Here is a 17,448-nt window from a genome sequence, read left to right as displayed (position 1 = left end):
CGCCACGGCTCTCCGGCACCCGGTCAGTCGCCGCTCAATCCGGCGCCGTGTCGTCCTCGCCGATGTCCTCGTTCCAGACCTCCGGGTTGTCACGGATGAAGGCGCCCATCATCTCGATGAGGCCCTCGTCCTCGAGCACGACCAGTTCGGTCCCGTGCTCCGCGACCCAGTCCTGGCCGCCGAAGAAGCTGCGGTCCTCCCCCACCACGAGCCGACCGATGCCGAACTGGCGGACGAGTCCCGAGCAGTACCAGCACGGGGAGAGCGTCGTCACCATGGTGGCGTTCCGGTAGGAGCGCTGGCGTCCCGCGTTGCGGAAGGCGTCCGTCTCCGCATGCATCGACGCGTCGTCGTCCTGGACGCGGCGGTTGTGGCCGCTGCCGAGCAGGCGGCCCTCCCCGTCGAACAGGGCGGCGCCGATGGGGATGCCGCCCTCGTCGGCTCCCCTGCGTGCCTCCGCGATCGCGACGGCGAGCTTCTCCTGGTCGGTGGCGTAGATCTCGCTCATGCGCTCGGCTCCGCCGCGTCGACGTCGACGGGGTGCTCGATGGCGTCCGCCGCAATGGGCGCGCCGACGGCCGGCTTGGTGAGCCGGAAGAGCACGAAGTAGAGCACCGCCGCCAGGGCGAAGCCCACGAGGGCGGTGAGGTCCCCGACATCCGGCACGGCCTGCACCACGAGTCCCTGGTAGAGGGTCTGGTTGGAGAAGAGCCAGATGGAGAGAACGGTGGCGACGACGAAAGCGATCGGGCCCGCGACGTTGACGTAGCGGCGGCGCTCCTGCACCAGTGGGCCGAGCTCGGTGCCCCGTCGCAGCAGGCGGTCGGTCAGGACGACGCCCAGCCACGGCGCGACCCAGTAGGCGATGACGAGGAGGAAGTTCTCGTAGCTGTGCCCGGCGTCGGGCAGGGCCGCCCAGGCGATCAGGAACCCGATCACGCCGAAGCCCAGCGCCACGATCGCCCGCCGGAGCGCGAACGGGATCCGGATGCCGGCGGCGAGGAAGGACATCGCCCCGGAGTAGATGTTCAGTGCGTTCGCCGCGATCGCGCCGACCGCGATGGCGAGCAGCGTGAGCGCGGACAGCAGCGGCGGCAGGGGCGCGGTGAAGGAGTCGGTGGGCGCACTCGCGTCGAAGCCCGCGAGGGTCGCGGCGCCCGCGCCGGCCGCCATGAGAACCGTGCACGACACGAAGTTGCCGAGGCCGGCCGCCCAGCCGACCTTGCGCGCACTCACTCGGGCGGGCAGGTAGCGCGTGTAGTCGGAGGCGTAGGGGTTCCAGCCCGCCGCGTAGCCGAACGCGGCCGCGGCGGCCAGGGTGAAGCCGCCGAACGAGAAGGCCCCTCCGCCCGCGCCGCCGCTCAGGTCGACCTGACCGAGGATGACGACGGTGGTGACGAGGAAGATGATTCCGAGCACGATCGCCGCGTAGCGCTCGAAGACCTGGACAAGGTCGTGCCCGATGAAGGCGACGGCCACCTCGACCACGACGACGATGACGAGACCGAGGACCACGGGCATGCCGGTCAGGGTCGCGAGCGCGAAGGCGCCGCTGACCGAGTTGACGGCGAACCAGCCGACGCCCGCCAGGACCGTGTTGAGGGCCGACGGGAGCACGTTGCCCCAGTAGCCGAAGGCGGTTCGTCCGAGCACCATCTGCGCGAGCCCCTGGCGCGGTCCCCAGGTGGACAGGATCCCGTGCGTCAGCGCACCCAGGGCGTTGCCGAGGACGAGGGCCGCCATCGCCTGCCAGAAGCCGAGGCCGAAGAAGGCCACCGCGATGACGCCCACGAAGATCGTGGCGAACTCGAGGTTCGGCGCGCTCCAGGTGGCGAACAGCTGCCAGGGCGACCCGTGGCGGCGGTCGAGGGGGATGGATTCGATGCCGCCGGCCTCGACGAGGGAGGTCCTGGGCGGCGCGGTCGTCGCAGTGCTCACGCTTCGAATCCTAGAAGCGGGGCTCCCGGCCCCGGGGGCGCGGACGGGGGCAACACGCCGCGGAAACGAGCCTGTAACACCGCTCCGAGGGAGCGCCGCCTCGCCCGATGATTGAGGAGCGGCCGAAGGCCGCGTCTCGAAATCAGGTCCCTCCCTCAGGCTTGAGGCCGCGCGGATCGGAAGGATTTCGAGACACCGCTGCGCGGGCTCCTCAATCAGCGGTACAGGGCGTCAGCCCTGGGCGCGCTCCAGCACGAGCTCGCGGACCCGGGCCGCGTCGGCCTGGCCGCGCATCGCCTTCATGACCGCGCCGATGACCGCGCCCGCGGCCTGCACCTTGCCGTCGCGGATCTTCGCGAGGACGTCCGGCTGCGACGCGAGCGCCTCGTCGATGGCGGCGAGCAGGGCCGCGTCGTCGGAGACGACCGCGAGCCCGCGGGCCTTCACGACCTCGTCCGGCGAGCCCTCCCCCGCGACGACGCCCTCGAGCACCTGCCGCCCGAGTCGGTCGGTCAGCCGTCCCGACTCGACGAGCGCGATGAGCTCGCTCACGTGGAACGGGGAGATCAGCGTGCCCGCCTCCACGCCGCGAGCGTTCGCGATGCGGAGGATCTCGCCGAGCCACCACTTGCGGGCCTGGGCTGGCGCTGCGCCGGCCGCGACCGTCTGCTCCATCTCGACGAGGAGGTTGGCGTTGAGGATGTCGCGGAACTCGCCGTCGGTGAAGCCGTACTCGGTCTGCAGGCGGCGGCGGAACACCGCCGGCGACTCGGGCAGCGCGGCGCGCAGCTCCGCGATGAGCTCCTTCGACGGCACGACGGGCAGCAGGTCCGGCTCCGGGAAGTAGCGGTAGTCGTCCGCGTCGGACTTCGGGCGTCCGGCGCTCGTCGTCCCGGTGTCCTCGTGCCAGTGGCGCGTCTCCTGGATGATCGTCCCGCCACCCGCGAGGATCGCCGCCTGGCGCTGGATCTCGTAGCGGACGGCGCGCTCGACGCTCCGGAGGCTGTTGACATTCTTCGTCTCCGTGCGGGTACCGAGCTTCTCCTGGCCGCGGGGACGCAGCGACACGTTCGCGTCGCAGCGCAGGTTGCCGCGCTCCATGCGGGCGTCGGAGACGCCGAGCGAGCGGACGATGTCCCGGATGGTGCCAACGTACGCGCGGGCGAGCTCCGGCGCGCGGTGCTCGGCTCCGAAGATCGGCTTCGTCACGATCTCGACGAGCGGCACGCCTGCCCGGTTGTAGTCCACGAGGGAGTACTCGGCGCCCTGGATGCGCCCGGTCGCGCCGCCCACGTGCGTCAGCTTCCCGGCGTCCTCCTCCATGTGCGCACGCTCGATGGGGATGCGCACGAGGGTGCCGTCGTCGAGCTCCACCTCGACCTCGCCCTCGAACGCGATCGGCTCGTCGTACTGGGAGATCTGGTAGTTCTTCGCGAGATCGGGGTAGAAGTAGTTCTTCCGCGCGAACCGGCTCGACTCGGCGATCGAGCAGCCGAGCGCCAGACCGAGCGAGATCGAGTACCGCACCGCCTGCTCGTTGACGACCGGCAGGGCGCCCGGCAGGCCGAGGTCGACCGGCGCGACGAAGGTGTTGGGCGCTCCCCAAACTCGTTGGGCGCGGCCGAGAACATCTTGGTCTTGGTCGACAGCTCGACGTGGACCTCGAACCCGAGCACCGGCTCGAAGCGCTCGAGCGCCTCCTCGAACGACATCAGCTCGTCGGCCATCAGGCGGTCCCTCCGTCCGGTTCGGTGCCCGGTCCGGGCGGCGGAACGAGATGCGCGGGCGACGCGTGCCCGGTCGCACCCGCGCGCGAGCGGCCGAAGTCGGCCGGCAGCAGGTCGAGGAGCGGGTGCCCCCACGTGTCGTGAAGCAGCGCCTCGAGGGTCGCCCCGACCTTGTAGAGCCGGGCGTCCTCCCGCGCCGGTGCCATCAGCTGGATGCCGACCGGCAGGCCGTCCTCGGGCGCGAGCCCGATGGGCAGCCCCATGCCGGGGATGCCCGCGAGGTTCGCCGGGATCGTGGTGATGTCGTTGAGGTACATCGCCAGCGGGTCGTCGATCTTGTCGCCGAGCTTGAACGCGGTGGTCGGCGCGGACGGCGTCACGAGCACGTCGACCTGCGAGAACGCGGCGTCGAAGTCGCGCTGGATGAGCGTGCGCACCTTCTGGGCGCTGCCGTAGTAGGCGTCGTAGTAGCCGGCCGACAGCGCGTAGGTGCCGAGGATGATGCGGCGCTTCACCTCCGGGCCGAAGCCCGCCTCGCGCGTCGCGGACATGACCTGCTCGACGGTTCCGCCGCCCTCGGGTGTCACCCGAAGGCCGAAGCGCACCGAGTCGTACTTCGCGAGGTTGCTCGACGCCTCCGCAGGCAGGATCAGGTAGTACGCGGCGATGGCGTACTCGAAGTGCGGGGCGCTGACCTCGACGATCTCCGCCCCGGCCGCGGCGAGCAGAGCGAGTGCCTCGTCGAAGCGCTGGCGGACGCCCGCCTGGAAGCCCTCGCCGTGCAGCTCCCGGACGACGCCGACGCGCAGGCCGGACAGCGCCAGATTCGACGCGCCGGCCCGGGCGGCGTCGGCGAACGACGGCCAGACGTCCTCGAGCGAGGTGGAGTCGTGCGGGTCGTGGCCGCCGATGACGTCGTGCAGCAGAGCCGAGTCTAGGACGGTGCGGCTCACCGGACCGACCTGGTCGAGCGACGAGGCGAGCGCGATGGCGCCGTACCGGGAGACGCCGCCGTAGGTCGGCTTCATGCCGACCGTTCCGGTCACGGCGGCGGGCTGCCGGATGGAGCCGCCCGTGTCGCTGCCGAGCGCGAAGGGCGCCTCGAAGGCGGCGACCGCTGCCGCGGATCCTCCGCCGGAGCCGCCGGGGATGCGGTCCAGGTCCCACGGGTTGTGCGTGGGACCGTAGGCCGAGTGCTCGGTGGAGGAGCCCATCGCGAACTCGTCCATGTTGGTCTTCCCGAGCGGGACGAGCCCGGCGGAGCGCAGCCGGGCGACGACGGTCGCGTCGTACGGCGGGACCCAGCCCTCGAGGATGCGGGAGCCGGCGGTCGACGGCATGTCCTTCGTGCAGAGCACGTCCTTGATGGCGACCGGCACACCGGCGAGAGGCCCGAGGTCGTGCCCGTCGGCGCGCAGCTGGTCGATCTCGCTGGCCCGCTTGAGGGCGGCATCCCCGGCCACGTGCAGGAACGCGTGGAGATCGCCCTCCGCGGCCGCGATGCGATCGAGGGACGCGCGGGTCGCCTCGACGGACGAGACCTCGCGCCGGGTCAGCAGGTCCGCGAGGTCGGCGGCGGGGAGCCGCGTGAGGTCGGTCACTGCTCCTCCCCCAGGATCGCGGACACGCGGAACCTGCCGTCGAAGGCCTCGGGGGCGCCCGAGAGCGCCTGCTCGTTGGTGAGCGTGTCGCCGACGACGTCGGCGCGGAAGATGTTGGTCAGCGGGATCGGGTGGCTGGTCGCCGGGACGTCCGGCGTCGCCACCTCGGTGACCTTGCGCACGCTCTCGACGATCGAGCCGAGCTCGACCGCGAGGTGCTCGATCTCCGCCGGCGTCAGGGCGATGCGGGCGAGGTTCGCGAGGTGCTGCACCTGATCCGCGGTGATGGACGGGGACTCATCGGGCATGACCTCAATCCTAGGGCGGGCGCGGGAGGCGCCTTCGGCTCGCGCATCGGCAGAGGTCCCAGCGGGGAGGGCAGGAAAGGAGATCTGCCGTTTCCTCCCGGTAACGCGGGCGAAACAGCGCCGTCGTACGGTCGCGGGAAACGAGGAGGAGGACGCCATGGTCTTCGAGGTTCCGGAAGTCGACATCACGCCCTACGTCGCGGGCGGCAGCGCCGAGGAGCGCGCCGCAGTGGCGAAGGCGATCGACCGCGCGTGCCGGGAGGTGGGCTTCATCCAGATCGTCGGGCACGGGATCCCGGACGATGTGCTCGCCGGCTTCACCGGCGCCCTTGACGCCTTCTTCGGGCTCGAGCTCGAGGCCAAGAAGGCCTACCGCACGCCGCCCAAGGTCAACCGGGGATACGCGCCGCCGAAGACCGAGTCGCTCTCCCTGAGCCTCGGGGTCGAGGCGGCGTCCCGCATGAACGACTTCTTCGAGGCGTTCAACGTGGGCGACGGGGCCTCGATGTACCCGGAGCTGGACCTGCCCGAGGCGATCTACAACGAGAACGTGTGGCCGGATTCCGTGCCGACGTTCGAGCCGGCTGTCAGCGCGTACTACGAGGAGGCCCGCCGGGTCGCCCGCACGATGGTGGAGATCTTCGAGGACGCCCTCGAGGTTCCGGCGGGAACGCTCACCGGGCTGACCGGTCACTCGCTCGACGTGCTCCGGATGAACAACTACGCGCTGCCGCCCGGCACGGTGAACCTGGACGGCGACCTGACCGGCATGGGCGAGCACACGGACTACGGCATGGTCACCGTCCTGTGGGCTGACCGGGTCGCCGGCCTCCAGGTGCTCGACTCCTCGGGAACCTGGCACGACGTGCAGCCCAACCCCGGCGCTCTCCTCATCAACCTGGGGGACGTGACGGCCCGCCTCACCAACGAGGTGTGGATGTCCACGCTGCACCGGGTGAAGCCGCCGATCGTCGACGGCACCATCGAGCGGCGCCGCTCGGCCGCCTACTTCCATGACGGCGACTACGACGCCGTCATCGCCCCGCTGCCCTCCTGCGTGGCCGAGGGCGAGGCGCCGATCTACGAGCCGATCACGGTAGGCGAGCACATCGCCGCCAAGCTGGCGGGCTCCCGCGCGGGGCGGCTCAACGCGACCGCGGTCCGCGAGGCCGCACGCGTGGCGGCGTCGACCGCCTGACGGCCTCCGCAGCGGGACACGACGCGCCGAGGGCGCGCCGTGTCCCCGAGGGCGCGCCGAGCGCGGCGCGTATCGACGAGCGCGGTGCGTCTCCGGGCCGCGCTCGTCGTCTCGGACCGCGCTCGGCGGCGCGCTCGCTGCGCTGCGCAGCTAGTGCTCGAGGGCGAGGGTCTTCTTGAGGTCGTCGGTGGAGCCGTCCGTCACGTAGTCGCCGCGGTCGATCCCGATCAGCGACAGGTTGCGCAGGCTTTCCGTGCCGGGCTCCAGGTACCAGTCGTGCCCGACGGACGCCGTCAGCACAGCTCCGGTCACCGGATCCACCGATCCGGCCACGCTCATCGTCTTCGCCCCGAAGTCCGGTGAGCCCGGGTCGGTGCCGAAGAACGCGGTGTGCACGACCGGGTCCCACTCGGCGGCCCCTACCCAGACGTGCCCTGCCTTGACGGCGAGCTCCCGGACGTTCTCGGCGACGCCGCCCGGCGAGCCCATCATGGCGAGGGCGTCGATCGACATGTCGCCGCGGTCGAGCGCGAGCATCGTTGCCGTGGCCCCGTAGGAGTGGGCGAAGACCGAGATGTAGGGCTCGTCGCCGCTGCGCAGGGTCTTCAAGCCGTTGACGGTGCCGGACAGGAACGAGGCGCCCTGCTCGGCGAGGTCCATCCCGAGCAGGTTGGTGACATCCGGGGTCTGGTAGCCGATCCACGACACGGTCGCGACCGTGCTGGAGTCGCCGAAGCGGCGCTCCCAGTCGTTCTGCTCGTCGTAGATGTCAGCGGTGACCTTGGTCCACTCGCGCATGTGCTCGCGGACGGACAGGAGGGCTCCCGGCACCAGCACGCTGACGTAGTCGGCGCTGTCGAGTTCGCCGAGGGACACGGCCGCGCGCCCGGGCATCGCGGTGTCGAGCATCAGCAGCCGCCGGTCGGGGCCGCCGGGCGTCTCCTCGAGGGACGCCTCGATCTGGCCGAGCATCTTGAGGCGTGCCACCAGGTTGGCGGCCGCCCCTTGCCCACGCCGGCGCGGAGCTTCGCGCGGATCTCGCCGACGTCCTCGGTCAGGAGGGCCCGGTTCGCCCGGTCCCGCACGTCGTAGGGGATGCCGTCCAGGTTGCCGACCAGCTCCGGCGCCTCGGCGACCAGGCCGCGCCGCTCACCCACATCGAGCGAGCCCCACCAGGTCTGCACCTCGGCGGGCGACGGGGGCTCCGCGATCAGATCGCGGAGGGTGTCCTCGTCGCTGCGCACGAACTCGCGCAGCTCGAGAGGCGTGAGCCGCGTGAGGCTGCCGAGCAGCTGGGACGGCGCCAGCGTCGAGGCGAGAGCGGAGTCGAGGACGGGCCTGCCCGCGGTCGCGTCGTAGCCGATGGCTGCCGGCGCGCAGATCGCCGTGGACACCGGGGCGGGTCCCGGCGTCAGGGGCGCCAGGGCGGCGAGCGCGATGGTCGCAAGACCGAGCAGCATCGTCCACCCCCAAAAGACCGCAACCGAGAACTTCCCGCGCGTACGACTCTCGACCGTCGATCGGGATCGGACGGGGCACGGGTGTGGCCCCCATCGTAGGGACGGGGGTACAGGGACGACAGTCCCCCATATCCCGATCGCCCGCGCTTCACAACGGGTTGCGGCCCCCTGGCTGGAGAACGAACGTTCACGCAGAGCTTCAAGGTGTCCGAGCGCCCCAGGAATGGGGCGCGGCAGGCCCCGCCGGGACACGCCGCGGCGGCGTCATCCCGAGCCGAAGATGCCCGTGCCGCGCCGGTGCAGAAGGTCGAACGCCTCCCGATAGGTGGTCGGGACCCCGTCGCCGGGGGCGCCGTACCGGGCCAGGAGCATCCCGACGAGTCCCACACCGGGCGGGCTCAGGGGACGGTCCTCATCGCCCTCGCCGAACGGCAGCGCGCTCTCCGGGTTCGGCGGAACGTAGTGCGGCGCCGTCGTCGGCCACGTCGACGGATCGCGGGGCGTGTCGAGGGTCACCGCGCCCGCTAGGGTGGGCGCTCCCGAGTCTCGGGCGGTGAGCGGCGGCAGACCGTACTTCTCGGTCAGGGTGCTGATCACCGAGCCGTGGTGCATCGGCGTCCGCACGACTCCCCCGATGGCCGTGTACGCGGAGATGGCGAGCGCGGGGACGCGCACGCCGAGCCGGTCGAAGCGGAATCCCATCTCGGTCCGCTCGGGCAGGGCCGGCGGGACGGCCGCGGGCGGCGGCACGTGGTCGTACGTTCCGCCGTGCTCGTCGAAGGTCACGAAGAGCATCGTGTTGCCCGCGTTGGAGCCGGTCGGGCTCGTGCTCTCGCGGATCGCCGTGTAGACGGAGTGCAGCAGCGCCTCTCCCGCCCGCACGTCGGAGATGGCGCCGCCGGCGATCACGGAGCCGTCGACGTCCGTCTCGGTGAGGGGACCGACGGGCGGGTGCATGTCGTTGTGGTCGTAGACCATCCGGGGCTCGACGAAGCTGTACGCCGGGAGGGTGCCCTCCCGCACGTCGCGGTGGAAGTCGGCCATCGTGCGGAAGTTGGTGGGGAAGAACGGCTCGAGGGCCGGAGCGTGGATGAACCCGGTCATCGAGACGATCTGCTTCTCGTCGTAGTACACGGCCCAGTCGATGCCCGCGTCCGAGAGGCGGTTGAAGATCGTCGGTGCCAGGTTCTTCTCGTCGAACCACTTCTCGTACCCGCCGTCGCCGCTGTTCGTCACGTAGCCGTGCGAGGTGGAGGCGTGGAAGAAGGAGCGGTTGCAGAAGGTCTGTGACGGAACGGCGCAGTGCCAGGCGTCGAAGACGGTGAAGCTGCGCGCGAGCGTGGAGAAGACGGGCAGCATCGCGGGATCGAAGGCGCCCATCGCCGCGTCGTAGTCGGCCGGCGAGGGCGCCTCCCGGCCGTGGTCCGCCCGGTACGTGGCGATGTAGTCCTCGAGGAAGCCCGACATGGTGGGAGTCGCTCCGGGCGGCGGAGAGTTGAACGGCTCACGCATGTCCGCGACCTTGCGGCCGCGGTTCTCCTCCGGGTCGACGGACCCGAAGAGCTGCGTGTTGACGTGCGGGAACTCCTCGCCCGGGTCCGGGCGCGGGCTCGACATGATCTCGTCGGTGCTCCCCCGGTACCGGTGGGCCGCCACCACCCGGCCGTCGCGCGAGGTGTTGGCGTGCTCGCCGGTGAGACCGGCGATGCCGTTGCCGTCAGGGGCGACGCCGTCCGGGTACAGGTAGCCGAAGATGTTGTCGAAAGAGCGGTTCTCGAACATGAGCACGACAAGGTGGTCGAAGCCCGGGCCCCCTCGCGCACCGGGACGGTGCCGAGCGGCGTCGGCGCCGGCGGGACGGCCGGCCCCTGCTGCCCGGTCAGCGCCGCGGCGGTGACCCCGGCGACGCCCGCCGCGCCGATGCCCGCGGCCCGGAGGAAGCTGCGGCGGCTCGCGCTCGGCCCCCGCTCACCGTCGCCCGGAGAGGCCGGCTCGCGGTCCTTCCTGCGGCCTCGCATCCCGCTCCTCCCCGCCTCGCGGCGTCAGCGCACCGCGTCCGGCCCCTCCTCGAGCAGACGGCGGAAGCCGTCGGCGTCGAGGATCGGGATGCCGAGCTGCTCGGCCTTGGTCAGCTTCGACCCCGCGCCCGGGCCGGCGGCCACGAAGTCGGTCTTCTTCGAGACGCTCGAGGCCGACTTGCCTCCGCGGGACAGGATCGCCTCGACGGCCCCCTCGCGGGAGAAGCCCTCGAGCGCCCCGGTCGCCACCACGGTGATGCCGGAGAGGATGCCCTCGACCGTCTCCGTCGCGCCCGGCCCCGCGTGGCCCGGGGTCGCGAGCTGCACGCCCGCCGCGGCCCAGCGCTCGAGGATCTCCTGGTGCCAGTCGACGGCGAACCAGTCGAGCAGGGCATCGGCGATGATCGGCCCGACACCCTCGACCGCGGCGAGCTCCTCGCGGCTCGCGGCGCGCATCGCGTCGATCGACCCGAAGTGCGCGGCGAGCGCCCGTGCGGCGACCGGGCCGACGTGGCGGATCGACAGGGCCACGAGGATGCGCCAGAGCTGCTGGGTCTTCGCCTTCTCGAGGTTCGCGAGGAGCTCGGTCGCGCTCTTGGTCGGCTCGCCGTTCTTCTTCTGGAACGGGGCGACGAGCTTCGGCTCGCCGTCCACCATGCGCGGGGCGCCCGTCTCGGCATCCCACACCGTCATCCGCACGGGCACGAGGTCCTCGAGCGTGAGCTCGAACAGCCCGGCCTCGGTGTCGAGCGGCGGCGGAACGGGCGAGTAGGGCTGGGTCAGGGCGGCAGCCCCGACCTCGCCCAGCGCCTCGATGTCCAGGGCGCCGCGCGAGCCGATGTGCTCGACGCGGCCGCGCAGCTGTGCCGGGCAGGACCGGGTGTTGGGGCAGCGCAGGTCGGCGTCGCCCTCCTTCGCGGGCGCCAGCGGCGTGCCGCACTCCGGGCAGTTCGCGGGCATCACGAACTCGCGCTCGGTGCCGTCGCGGAGCTCGACGACAGGGCCGAGGACCTCGGGAATCACGTCGCCCGCCTTGCGCAGCACGACGGTGTCGCCGATGAGGACGCCCTTCGCCTTCACGACGTCCTGGTTGTGCAGCGTGGCCTGGCGGACGGTGGAGCCGGCGACGAGAGCGGGCGCCATGACCGCGAAGGGGTCGCGCGGCCGGTGCGGCCGACCGAGACGACGATGTCCTCGAGCTTCGTGCGCACCTCCTCCGGCGGGTACTTGTAGGCGATCGCCCACCGCGGCGCCCTGCTCGTGGAGCCGAGCTCGACGTGCAGGTCGAGGTCGTCGACCTTGACGACGACCCCGTCGATCTGGTGCTCCACCCCGCCGCGGTTCTCCCCGTAGCGCCGGATGTAGTCGGTCACGCCCGCGATGTCGTCGAAGACGCGGAAGTGCGAGGAGATCGGCAGACCCCACTCCTCGAGGAGCGCGTACACCTCCGACTGGGCCGTCACCGGCGTCTCGCGCTCGATCTCGCCCACCGGCCAGGCGCCGATGCCGTGCACGAGCATCCGGAGGCTCCGCAGGCGGTCCCGCATGAGGGCGAGGCGCTCGGCGTTCTTGCCCTCCTCCTTCTGCCGCAGGGACCCGCTGGCCGCGTTGCGGGGGTTCGCGAACACCCGCTCACCCGCCGCGGCCTGCCGCGCGTTCAGCTGGTCGAAGGCGGCGACCGGGAAGAAGATCTCGCCGCGGATCTCAACGAGCTCGGGGTGGCCGCTGCCTGCCAGGGTGGCGGGGATGGTGCCCATCGTGAGGACGTTCTGCGTCACGTCCTCGCCCACGACGCCGTCACCCCGCGTGGCGGCGGTGACGAGGCGGCCGCGCTCGTAGCGGAGGTTGATGGCGAGCCCGTCGATCTTCAGCTCGGTGAGGTAGCGGACGGTCGACCGGCCCGCGTCCCGCTCGACCTTCGCCGCCCAGGCCTCGAGCTCCTCGCGGCTGAACACGTTGTCGAGGCTGAGCATGCGCTCCGCGTGCTCGACGGGCGCGAACATGGTCGTCTCTGCGCGGCCGCCCACCGTCTGCGTGGGGCTGTCCTGCTGCCGGAGCTCGGGATGCTCGTTCTCGAGCTCCTCGAGCCGGCGCACCATCGCGTCGTACTCCGCGTCGGAGACCGTCGAGGCGTTGTTCTCGTAGTACTCGTCGCGCAGCTGGAGGATGCGCGTGGTGAGGCGCGCGACCTCCTCCTCGGCTGCGGCGAGGTCGGGTCGGGTGTCGGGCAGTGCCTGAACGGCGTCGTCGGTCATCAGCTCACACTCTGGCAGGAGCGGCCGACACCGTGCGGTCGATCGTGCACTGGCCCAGCACCCGCGTGCCGAGGTAGATCACCGCGGTCTGGCCCGGGGCGACTCCGGTCAGCGGCGCGTCCGGCGTCACCACCAGCTCCCCGTCGCGCAGCAGAGCGGTCGCCGGCTCGGGGTCGGAGTGCGCCCGGATCTGGACGGAGCAGGAGAACGGCGCCGCAGGATCGAGCGGCAGGCAGCCGGCCCAGGACAGACGGCGGCCCGCGATCTCGGCCACGGCGAGCGCCTCCTTGGGCCCGACCACGATCTGATTGGTGACGGGGCGCACCTCGAGGACGAAGCGCGGGCGGCCGTCCGGCGCCGGGGTGCCGATCCGCAGACCCCGCCGCTGACCGACCGTGTACGCCTGGGCTCCCTCGTGCCGGCCCAGCGTCGTTCCGTCGGCGTCGAGAATGTCGCCGGGCGCCAGCTCGACCCGCTCGGCGAGCCAGCCCCGGGTGTCGCCGTCGGAGATGAAGCAGATGTCGTGGCTGTCGGGCTTGGCGGCGACCGCGAGGCCGCGCTCCGCCGCCTCCGCGCGGACGACCGCCTTGGACGGCGTAGCGCCGAGCGGGAACATCGCGTGGGCGAGCTGCTCGGTCGTGAGGACGCCGAGGACGTAGGACTGGTCCTTCGCCTCGTCGGATGCGCGGTGCAGCTCGCGGTTGCCGTCGGCGTCCAGGACGATGCTCGCGTAGTGCCCGGTGCAGACGGCGTCGAAGCCGAGGTCGAGCGCCTTCTCCAGGAGCGCGGCGAACTTGATGCGCTCGTTGCAGCGCATGCACGGGTTCGGGGTGCGCCCTGCCGCGTACTCGGCGACGAAGTCGTCGACCACGTCGAGCTTGAAGCGCTCGGAGAAGTCCCATACGTAGAACGGGATGCCCAGGACGTCGGCCGCGCGGCGGGCATCCATCGAGTCCTCGATCGTGCAGCAGCCGCGGCTGCCGGTGCGGAGCGTGCCCGGCATCCGACTGAGGGCGAGGTGGACGCCGACCACGTCGTGGCCCGCCTCCACGGCACGCGCGGCCGCCACCGCGGAGTCGACTCCCCGCTCATCGCCGCCAGCACCCGCATCCCCCGAGTCTAAAGCGGGTGCCTCCGCGCGCTGCCGCGGGTCGTGCGGACAGAACACGACCGGCAGCGGGGGCGCGGGGTGTCCGCGTGACCCGCGCGTCCGGCGCTCAGTGCAGCTGGGGCACCCGATCGGAGTGTCCCGCCCGGCGTGCCCGCGTCACCACGCCAGGAAGCACCTGGAGCAGGGCGTCCACGTCCGCGGCCGTGCTGCCGGCGCCGAGCGTGAAGCGGAGGGCGCCCCGCGCCTCCTCGACCGGCACGCCCATCGCGAGCAGCACGTGCGAGAGCTCGGAGACGCCCGCCGTGCAGGCCGGGCCCGTGCTCACCGAGAACCCCTCCATGTCGAGGAGGAACAGCAGCGAGTCGCCGTCGCAGCCCGCGAACGTGAAGTGCGCGTTGCCGGGCAGCCGGTTCGGCCCCGGCTCCGCTCCCCGCAGCACGGCACCGGGGACCGATCCCAGCACCCCGGCGATCAGCCGATCCCGCAGCTCGGCGAGCTCGGCACCCGTCGCGGCGAGCTCCTCGGCCGCGAGGGTCGCCGCGATGCCGAAGGCCACGGCGCCCGCCACGTCCTGCGTTCCGGACCGGATGCCGCGCTGCTGCCCGCCGCCGTGGACGAGCGGCTCGGCAATGGCGCGGCGCCCGAGCACGAGCGCGCCGATGCCCACGGGGCCACCGATCTTGTGGGCGGAGACGCTGAGGGCGGCTAGCCCGGACGACCGGAAGTCGACGGGGACCTGGCCCAGCGCGGCCACCGCATCCGCGTGCATCGGGATCCCATGCCGGGCCGCGACGGCGGCGAGCTCTGCGACCGGCTGCACGGTGCCGACCTCGTTGCTCGCCCAGAGCGCTGTGACGAGGGCCGCTCCGCCGGCGAGCGCGCCGTCGAGGACGTCGGGAGGAAGGGCCGCCCTTCCGTCCACCGGGAGCTCGAGCACCTCGGCGCCCTCGTGCGCCGCCAGCCACGCGACGGTGTCGAGCGTCGCGTGGTGCTCGCCGCCCGGCAGGAGCACCCTCGGCGGCGCTCCGGCCGCCACCCGTGCCCAGAACATCCCCTTGATGGCGGTGTTGATCGCCTCGGTGCCGCCCGAGGTGAAGATCACCTCGACCGGGTCGCAGCCGAGCGCGGCGGCGACCCGCTCGCGCGCCTCCTCGAGCATCCGCTTCGCCGTCTGGCCGTGCGCGTGGATGGAGGACGGGTTGCCCACCACGCGGAGAGCCTCGGTGTAGCCCTCGAGGACCTCGGGCCGGAGCGGGGTGGTGGCGGCATGATCCAGGTAGATCGCCATGGTGCCCATACTGTAGTCACCATGACGCCGGAGGATCCCCTGCGCGACCTCGGCGTGCGGCGGACCGGCAGTCGCGGCTCGATCCGCATCTGGAGCGGCACGGCCGACGCGGTCGAGCTGTGCCTGTTCGATTCGGCCGACTCGAACTGGATCACGTCGACCGTTCCGCTCGTGCGCGACGAGCACGGCGTGTGGAGCGGAAGCTCGCCGATGCTCACGCCCGGCCGGCGCTACGGCGTGCGCGTCTCCGGACCCGCGGGCCCCGGGAACACCTTCAACCCGGCGAGCGTCCTGCTCGACCCCTATGCCCGCGGCGTCTTCCGCAGCGACTCCAACACCTGGCGGAGCGTGGTCGTGGAGGACGGCTTCGACTGGGGCGAGAGCCGCAAGCCGGCCACGCCGCTCGACCGCACCGTGATCTACGAGGCGCACGCCCGCGGGCTCACCAAGCTCAGCGGGCGGGTGCCGGTGGAGCTGCAGGGCACCTACGCCGGGCTCGCCAACCAGGGCACCATCGACTACCTCCGCGACCTCGGCATCACCGCGGTCGAGCTGCTGCCCGTGCACGCCTTCGCGAGCGAGCGCCGGCTCGTGGGCCAGGGCCTCCGCAACTACTGGGGCTACAACTCCCTGTCCTACTTCGCGCCGCACCCGTCGTACGCGTCCGCCGGTGCTCAGCAGGCGGGGCCGGAGGCGGTCCTCCGCGAGTTCAAGGGCATGGTGAAGCTGCTGCACGAGGCCGGCATCGAGGTGATCCTCGACGTCGTCTACAACCACACCGCCGAGGAGGGCATCGGCGGCCCGCGCACGAGCTTCCGCGGCATCGATAACGCCTCCTACTACCGGCAGGCGGCCGGCGGCGAGTACGTCGACACCACGGGCTGCGGCAACTCGCTCGACTTCAGCCAGGAGGCGCCGATCCGGCTCGTCCTCGACTCGGTCCGCTACTGGGCCAACGAGATGCAGATCGACGGCTTCCGCTTCGACCTCGCGGTCACCCTGGGCCGGGATGCGCGCGGCGCGTTCGACCCGGAGCATCCGCTGCTCGTCGCCCTCCGCGACGATCCCGCTCTCGAGGGCGTGAAGCTCATCGCCGAGCCGTGGGACGTCGGGTACGGCGGCTGGCAGACCGGCAACTTCGCCGCAGGGTGGAGCGAGTGGAACGACTCCTTCCGCAACGCGACGCGCGACTTCTGGCTGAGCGAGGTCGCCGCCTCCCGGCACGGCACGCCGCCAGCGGGCGGCGCGGGCCGCCTCGCGAGCGCGCTCAGCGGATCCTCCGAGGTCTTCGGCAAGGAGCGCGGGCCCTCGCCTCCATCAACTTCGTCACGGCGCACGACGGCTTCACGCTCGCCGACCTCACCGCGTACAACGAGAAGCACAACTTCGGCAACGGCGAGAACAACCGCGACGGCACCGACGACAACCGATCGTTCAACTTCGGCGTCGAGGGCGACACGCGCAACCCGCGCATCCTCGCCGATCGCCGCCGGGCGATGAGGAACCTCCTCGGCACGCTCCTGCTGTCCGCCGGTGTGCCGATGATCACCGCCGGCGACGAGTGGGGCCGCTCGCAGCGCGGCAACAACAACGCGTACTGCCACGACAGCGAGCTCACCTGGCTGTCCTGGCACCAGTCGCCGTGGCAGCGGGACCTCCGCGAGCTGACAAAGACGCTCCTGCGCCTGCGCCGCGAGAACCCCGCACTGCGTCCCGCGCGATTCGCCCGCGAGGACATGGCCACGCCCAACGCGTCCGAGCTGGCCTGGTACGCCCCCTCCGGCGAGCCGATGACGTCCCGCGAGTGGCATGCGCCGGAGACCCGGTGCATCCAGTACTTCGCGACGTCGACGCCCGAGTTCGAGGAGCGCAACCGCATCCTGCTGGTCGTCAACGGCGACGGCGACTGCACGGTCACGCTCCCCCGGCACGAGGACGTCGAGGACTACGAGCTCCTCTGGGCGAGCGCCGACGACGCCGCGCACGGCACGGTGCACGCGCCGGGCACCGAGTACGACGTGCCGGGCCCGTCCCTGGCGCTGTTCCGGGCCCGGTAGGCGCCGAACCGCGGGCTTCGCCGCATCCGCTGGCCGCAGGGCGACAGGTGGAGGCAGGGACGGGAGTCCCTCGAGTGGCCGGGTCAGGTGCACTCGTCGCGTTCGCCGAGCGCGGTGCGAGCACCGAGCGCAGCCCGTGACGACGAGCGCGGCCCGTATACGAGGCGCGCTCGTCCACACGCACCGCGCTCGGCAGGAACCCCGGCGCCTCACACCGCGCTCGGCGGCGGACACAGCGCCTCGGACCGCGCTCGGCGGCCGTGGCGACTCCTCAGGCCGCGCTCGGCGCAGGGGACGGCGCTCAGAGCACCGGTCGTAGCGCACTCACCGAGCGCGGGGCGAGCACCGAGCGCGGCCCGGGACGACGAGCGCGGCCCGTGCACGAGGCGCGCTCGTCCATACGCACCGCGCTCGGTGGAAACCCCGGCGCCTGACACCGCGCTCGGCGGCGGACACGGCGCCTCGGACCGCGCTCGGCGCAGGGGAC

At 72.2% G+C, this 17,448-nt stretch carries 9 protein-coding genes and 4 pseudogenes; 2 read left to right on the top strand and 11 right to left on the bottom strand.

All coding sequences use genetic code 11. The features are described from left to right. Positions 1-34 precede the first annotated feature (34 nt). The 5 genes and pseudogenes from QUE51_RS11190 to gatC all read right to left on the bottom strand — a co-directional run bounded on the left by QUE51_RS11190 (position 35) and on the right by gatC (position 5,574). Positions 35-508, bottom strand: coding sequence for a nucleoside deaminase (locus tag QUE51_RS11190; protein WP_286276482.1), 474 nt, complete (start codon positions 506-508; stop codon positions 35-37). Continuing rightward, positions 505-1,938 (bottom strand): purine-cytosine permease family protein, encoded by a 1,434-nt coding sequence (locus QUE51_RS11185; protein WP_286276481.1) that lies wholly within the window; start codon positions 1,936-1,938, stop codon positions 505-507. The genes QUE51_RS11190 and QUE51_RS11185 overlap by 4 nt, the downstream gene beginning before the upstream one ends. A 231-nt stretch (positions 1,939-2,169) precedes the next feature. Continuing rightward, positions 2,170-3,665: pseudogene (gene gatB / locus QUE51_RS11180) on the bottom strand (Asp-tRNA(Asn)/Glu-tRNA(Gln) amidotransferase subunit GatB). Beyond that, positions 3,665-5,266 (bottom strand): Asp-tRNA(Asn)/Glu-tRNA(Gln) amidotransferase subunit GatA, encoded by a 1,602-nt coding sequence (gatA, locus tag QUE51_RS11175; protein ID WP_286276479.1) that lies wholly within the window; start codon positions 5,264-5,266, stop codon positions 3,665-3,667. The pseudogene gatB and the gene gatA overlap by 1 nt, the downstream one beginning before the upstream one ends. Next, complete coding sequence (gene gatC / locus QUE51_RS11170) at positions 5,263-5,574, bottom strand: Asp-tRNA(Asn)/Glu-tRNA(Gln) amidotransferase subunit GatC (RefSeq protein ID WP_286276478.1); 312 nt, start codon at positions 5,572-5,574, stop codon at positions 5,263-5,265. Before gatC ends, gatA begins: the two co-directional genes overlap by 4 nt. A gap of 157 nt (positions 5,575-5,731) precedes the next feature. Here gatC and QUE51_RS11165 point away from each other — a divergent pair, with 157 nt between their 5' ends. Continuing rightward, positions 5,732-6,772, top strand: coding sequence for an isopenicillin N synthase family dioxygenase (locus tag QUE51_RS11165; RefSeq protein ID WP_286276477.1), 1,041 nt, complete (start codon positions 5,732-5,734; stop codon positions 6,770-6,772). Positions 6,773-6,922: 150 nt separating this feature from the next. Here the strand turns inward: QUE51_RS11165 and QUE51_RS11160 are convergent, their stop codons facing one another. From QUE51_RS11160 to QUE51_RS11135, 6 genes and pseudogenes are all read right to left on the bottom strand, one after another. Further along, positions 6,923-7,759 (bottom strand): alpha/beta hydrolase, encoded by an 837-nt coding sequence (locus tag QUE51_RS11160; protein ID WP_286276476.1) that lies wholly within the window; start codon positions 7,757-7,759, stop codon positions 6,923-6,925. After that, positions 7,681-8,232, bottom strand: a complete 552-nt coding sequence (locus QUE51_RS11155) for a hypothetical protein (protein WP_286276475.1) — start codon at positions 8,230-8,232, stop codon at positions 7,681-7,683. The genes QUE51_RS11160 and QUE51_RS11155 overlap by 79 nt, the downstream gene beginning before the upstream one ends. Positions 8,233-8,496: 264 nt before the next feature. Next, positions 8,497-10,014, bottom strand: a complete 1,518-nt coding sequence (locus QUE51_RS11150) for an alkaline phosphatase family protein (RefSeq protein ID WP_286279361.1) — start codon at positions 10,012-10,014, stop codon at positions 8,497-8,499. 260 nt (positions 10,015-10,274) lie between these two features. Continuing rightward, positions 10,275-12,505, bottom strand: a pseudogene (gene ligA, locus QUE51_RS11145) (NAD-dependent DNA ligase LigA). Positions 12,506-12,509: 4 nt separating this feature from the next. Continuing rightward, positions 12,510-13,615 (bottom strand): annotated as a pseudogene (gene mnmA / locus QUE51_RS11140) (tRNA 2-thiouridine(34) synthase MnmA). A 107-nt stretch (positions 13,616-13,722) separates the two neighbouring features. Then, the gene (locus QUE51_RS11135; RefSeq protein WP_286276473.1) at positions 13,723-14,904 is read right to left on the bottom strand and encodes a cysteine desulfurase family protein; all 1,182 of its coding nucleotides are present in this window, start codon (positions 14,902-14,904) and stop codon (positions 13,723-13,725) included. 21 nt (positions 14,905-14,925) lie between these two features. Here QUE51_RS11135 and glgX point away from each other — a divergent pair. Continuing rightward, positions 14,926-16,961 (top strand): annotated as a pseudogene (gene glgX, locus QUE51_RS11130) (glycogen debranching protein GlgX). Positions 16,962-17,448 lie beyond the last annotated feature (487 nt).

This window comes from Naasia aerilata (genome assembly GCF_030296595.1).
GTDB lineage: Bacteria > Actinomycetota > Actinomycetes > Actinomycetales > Microbacteriaceae > Naasia > Naasia aerilata.
The sequence above is the reverse complement of the archived record's forward strand: the minus strand, read 5'-3'. Positions and strand labels throughout refer to the sequence as shown.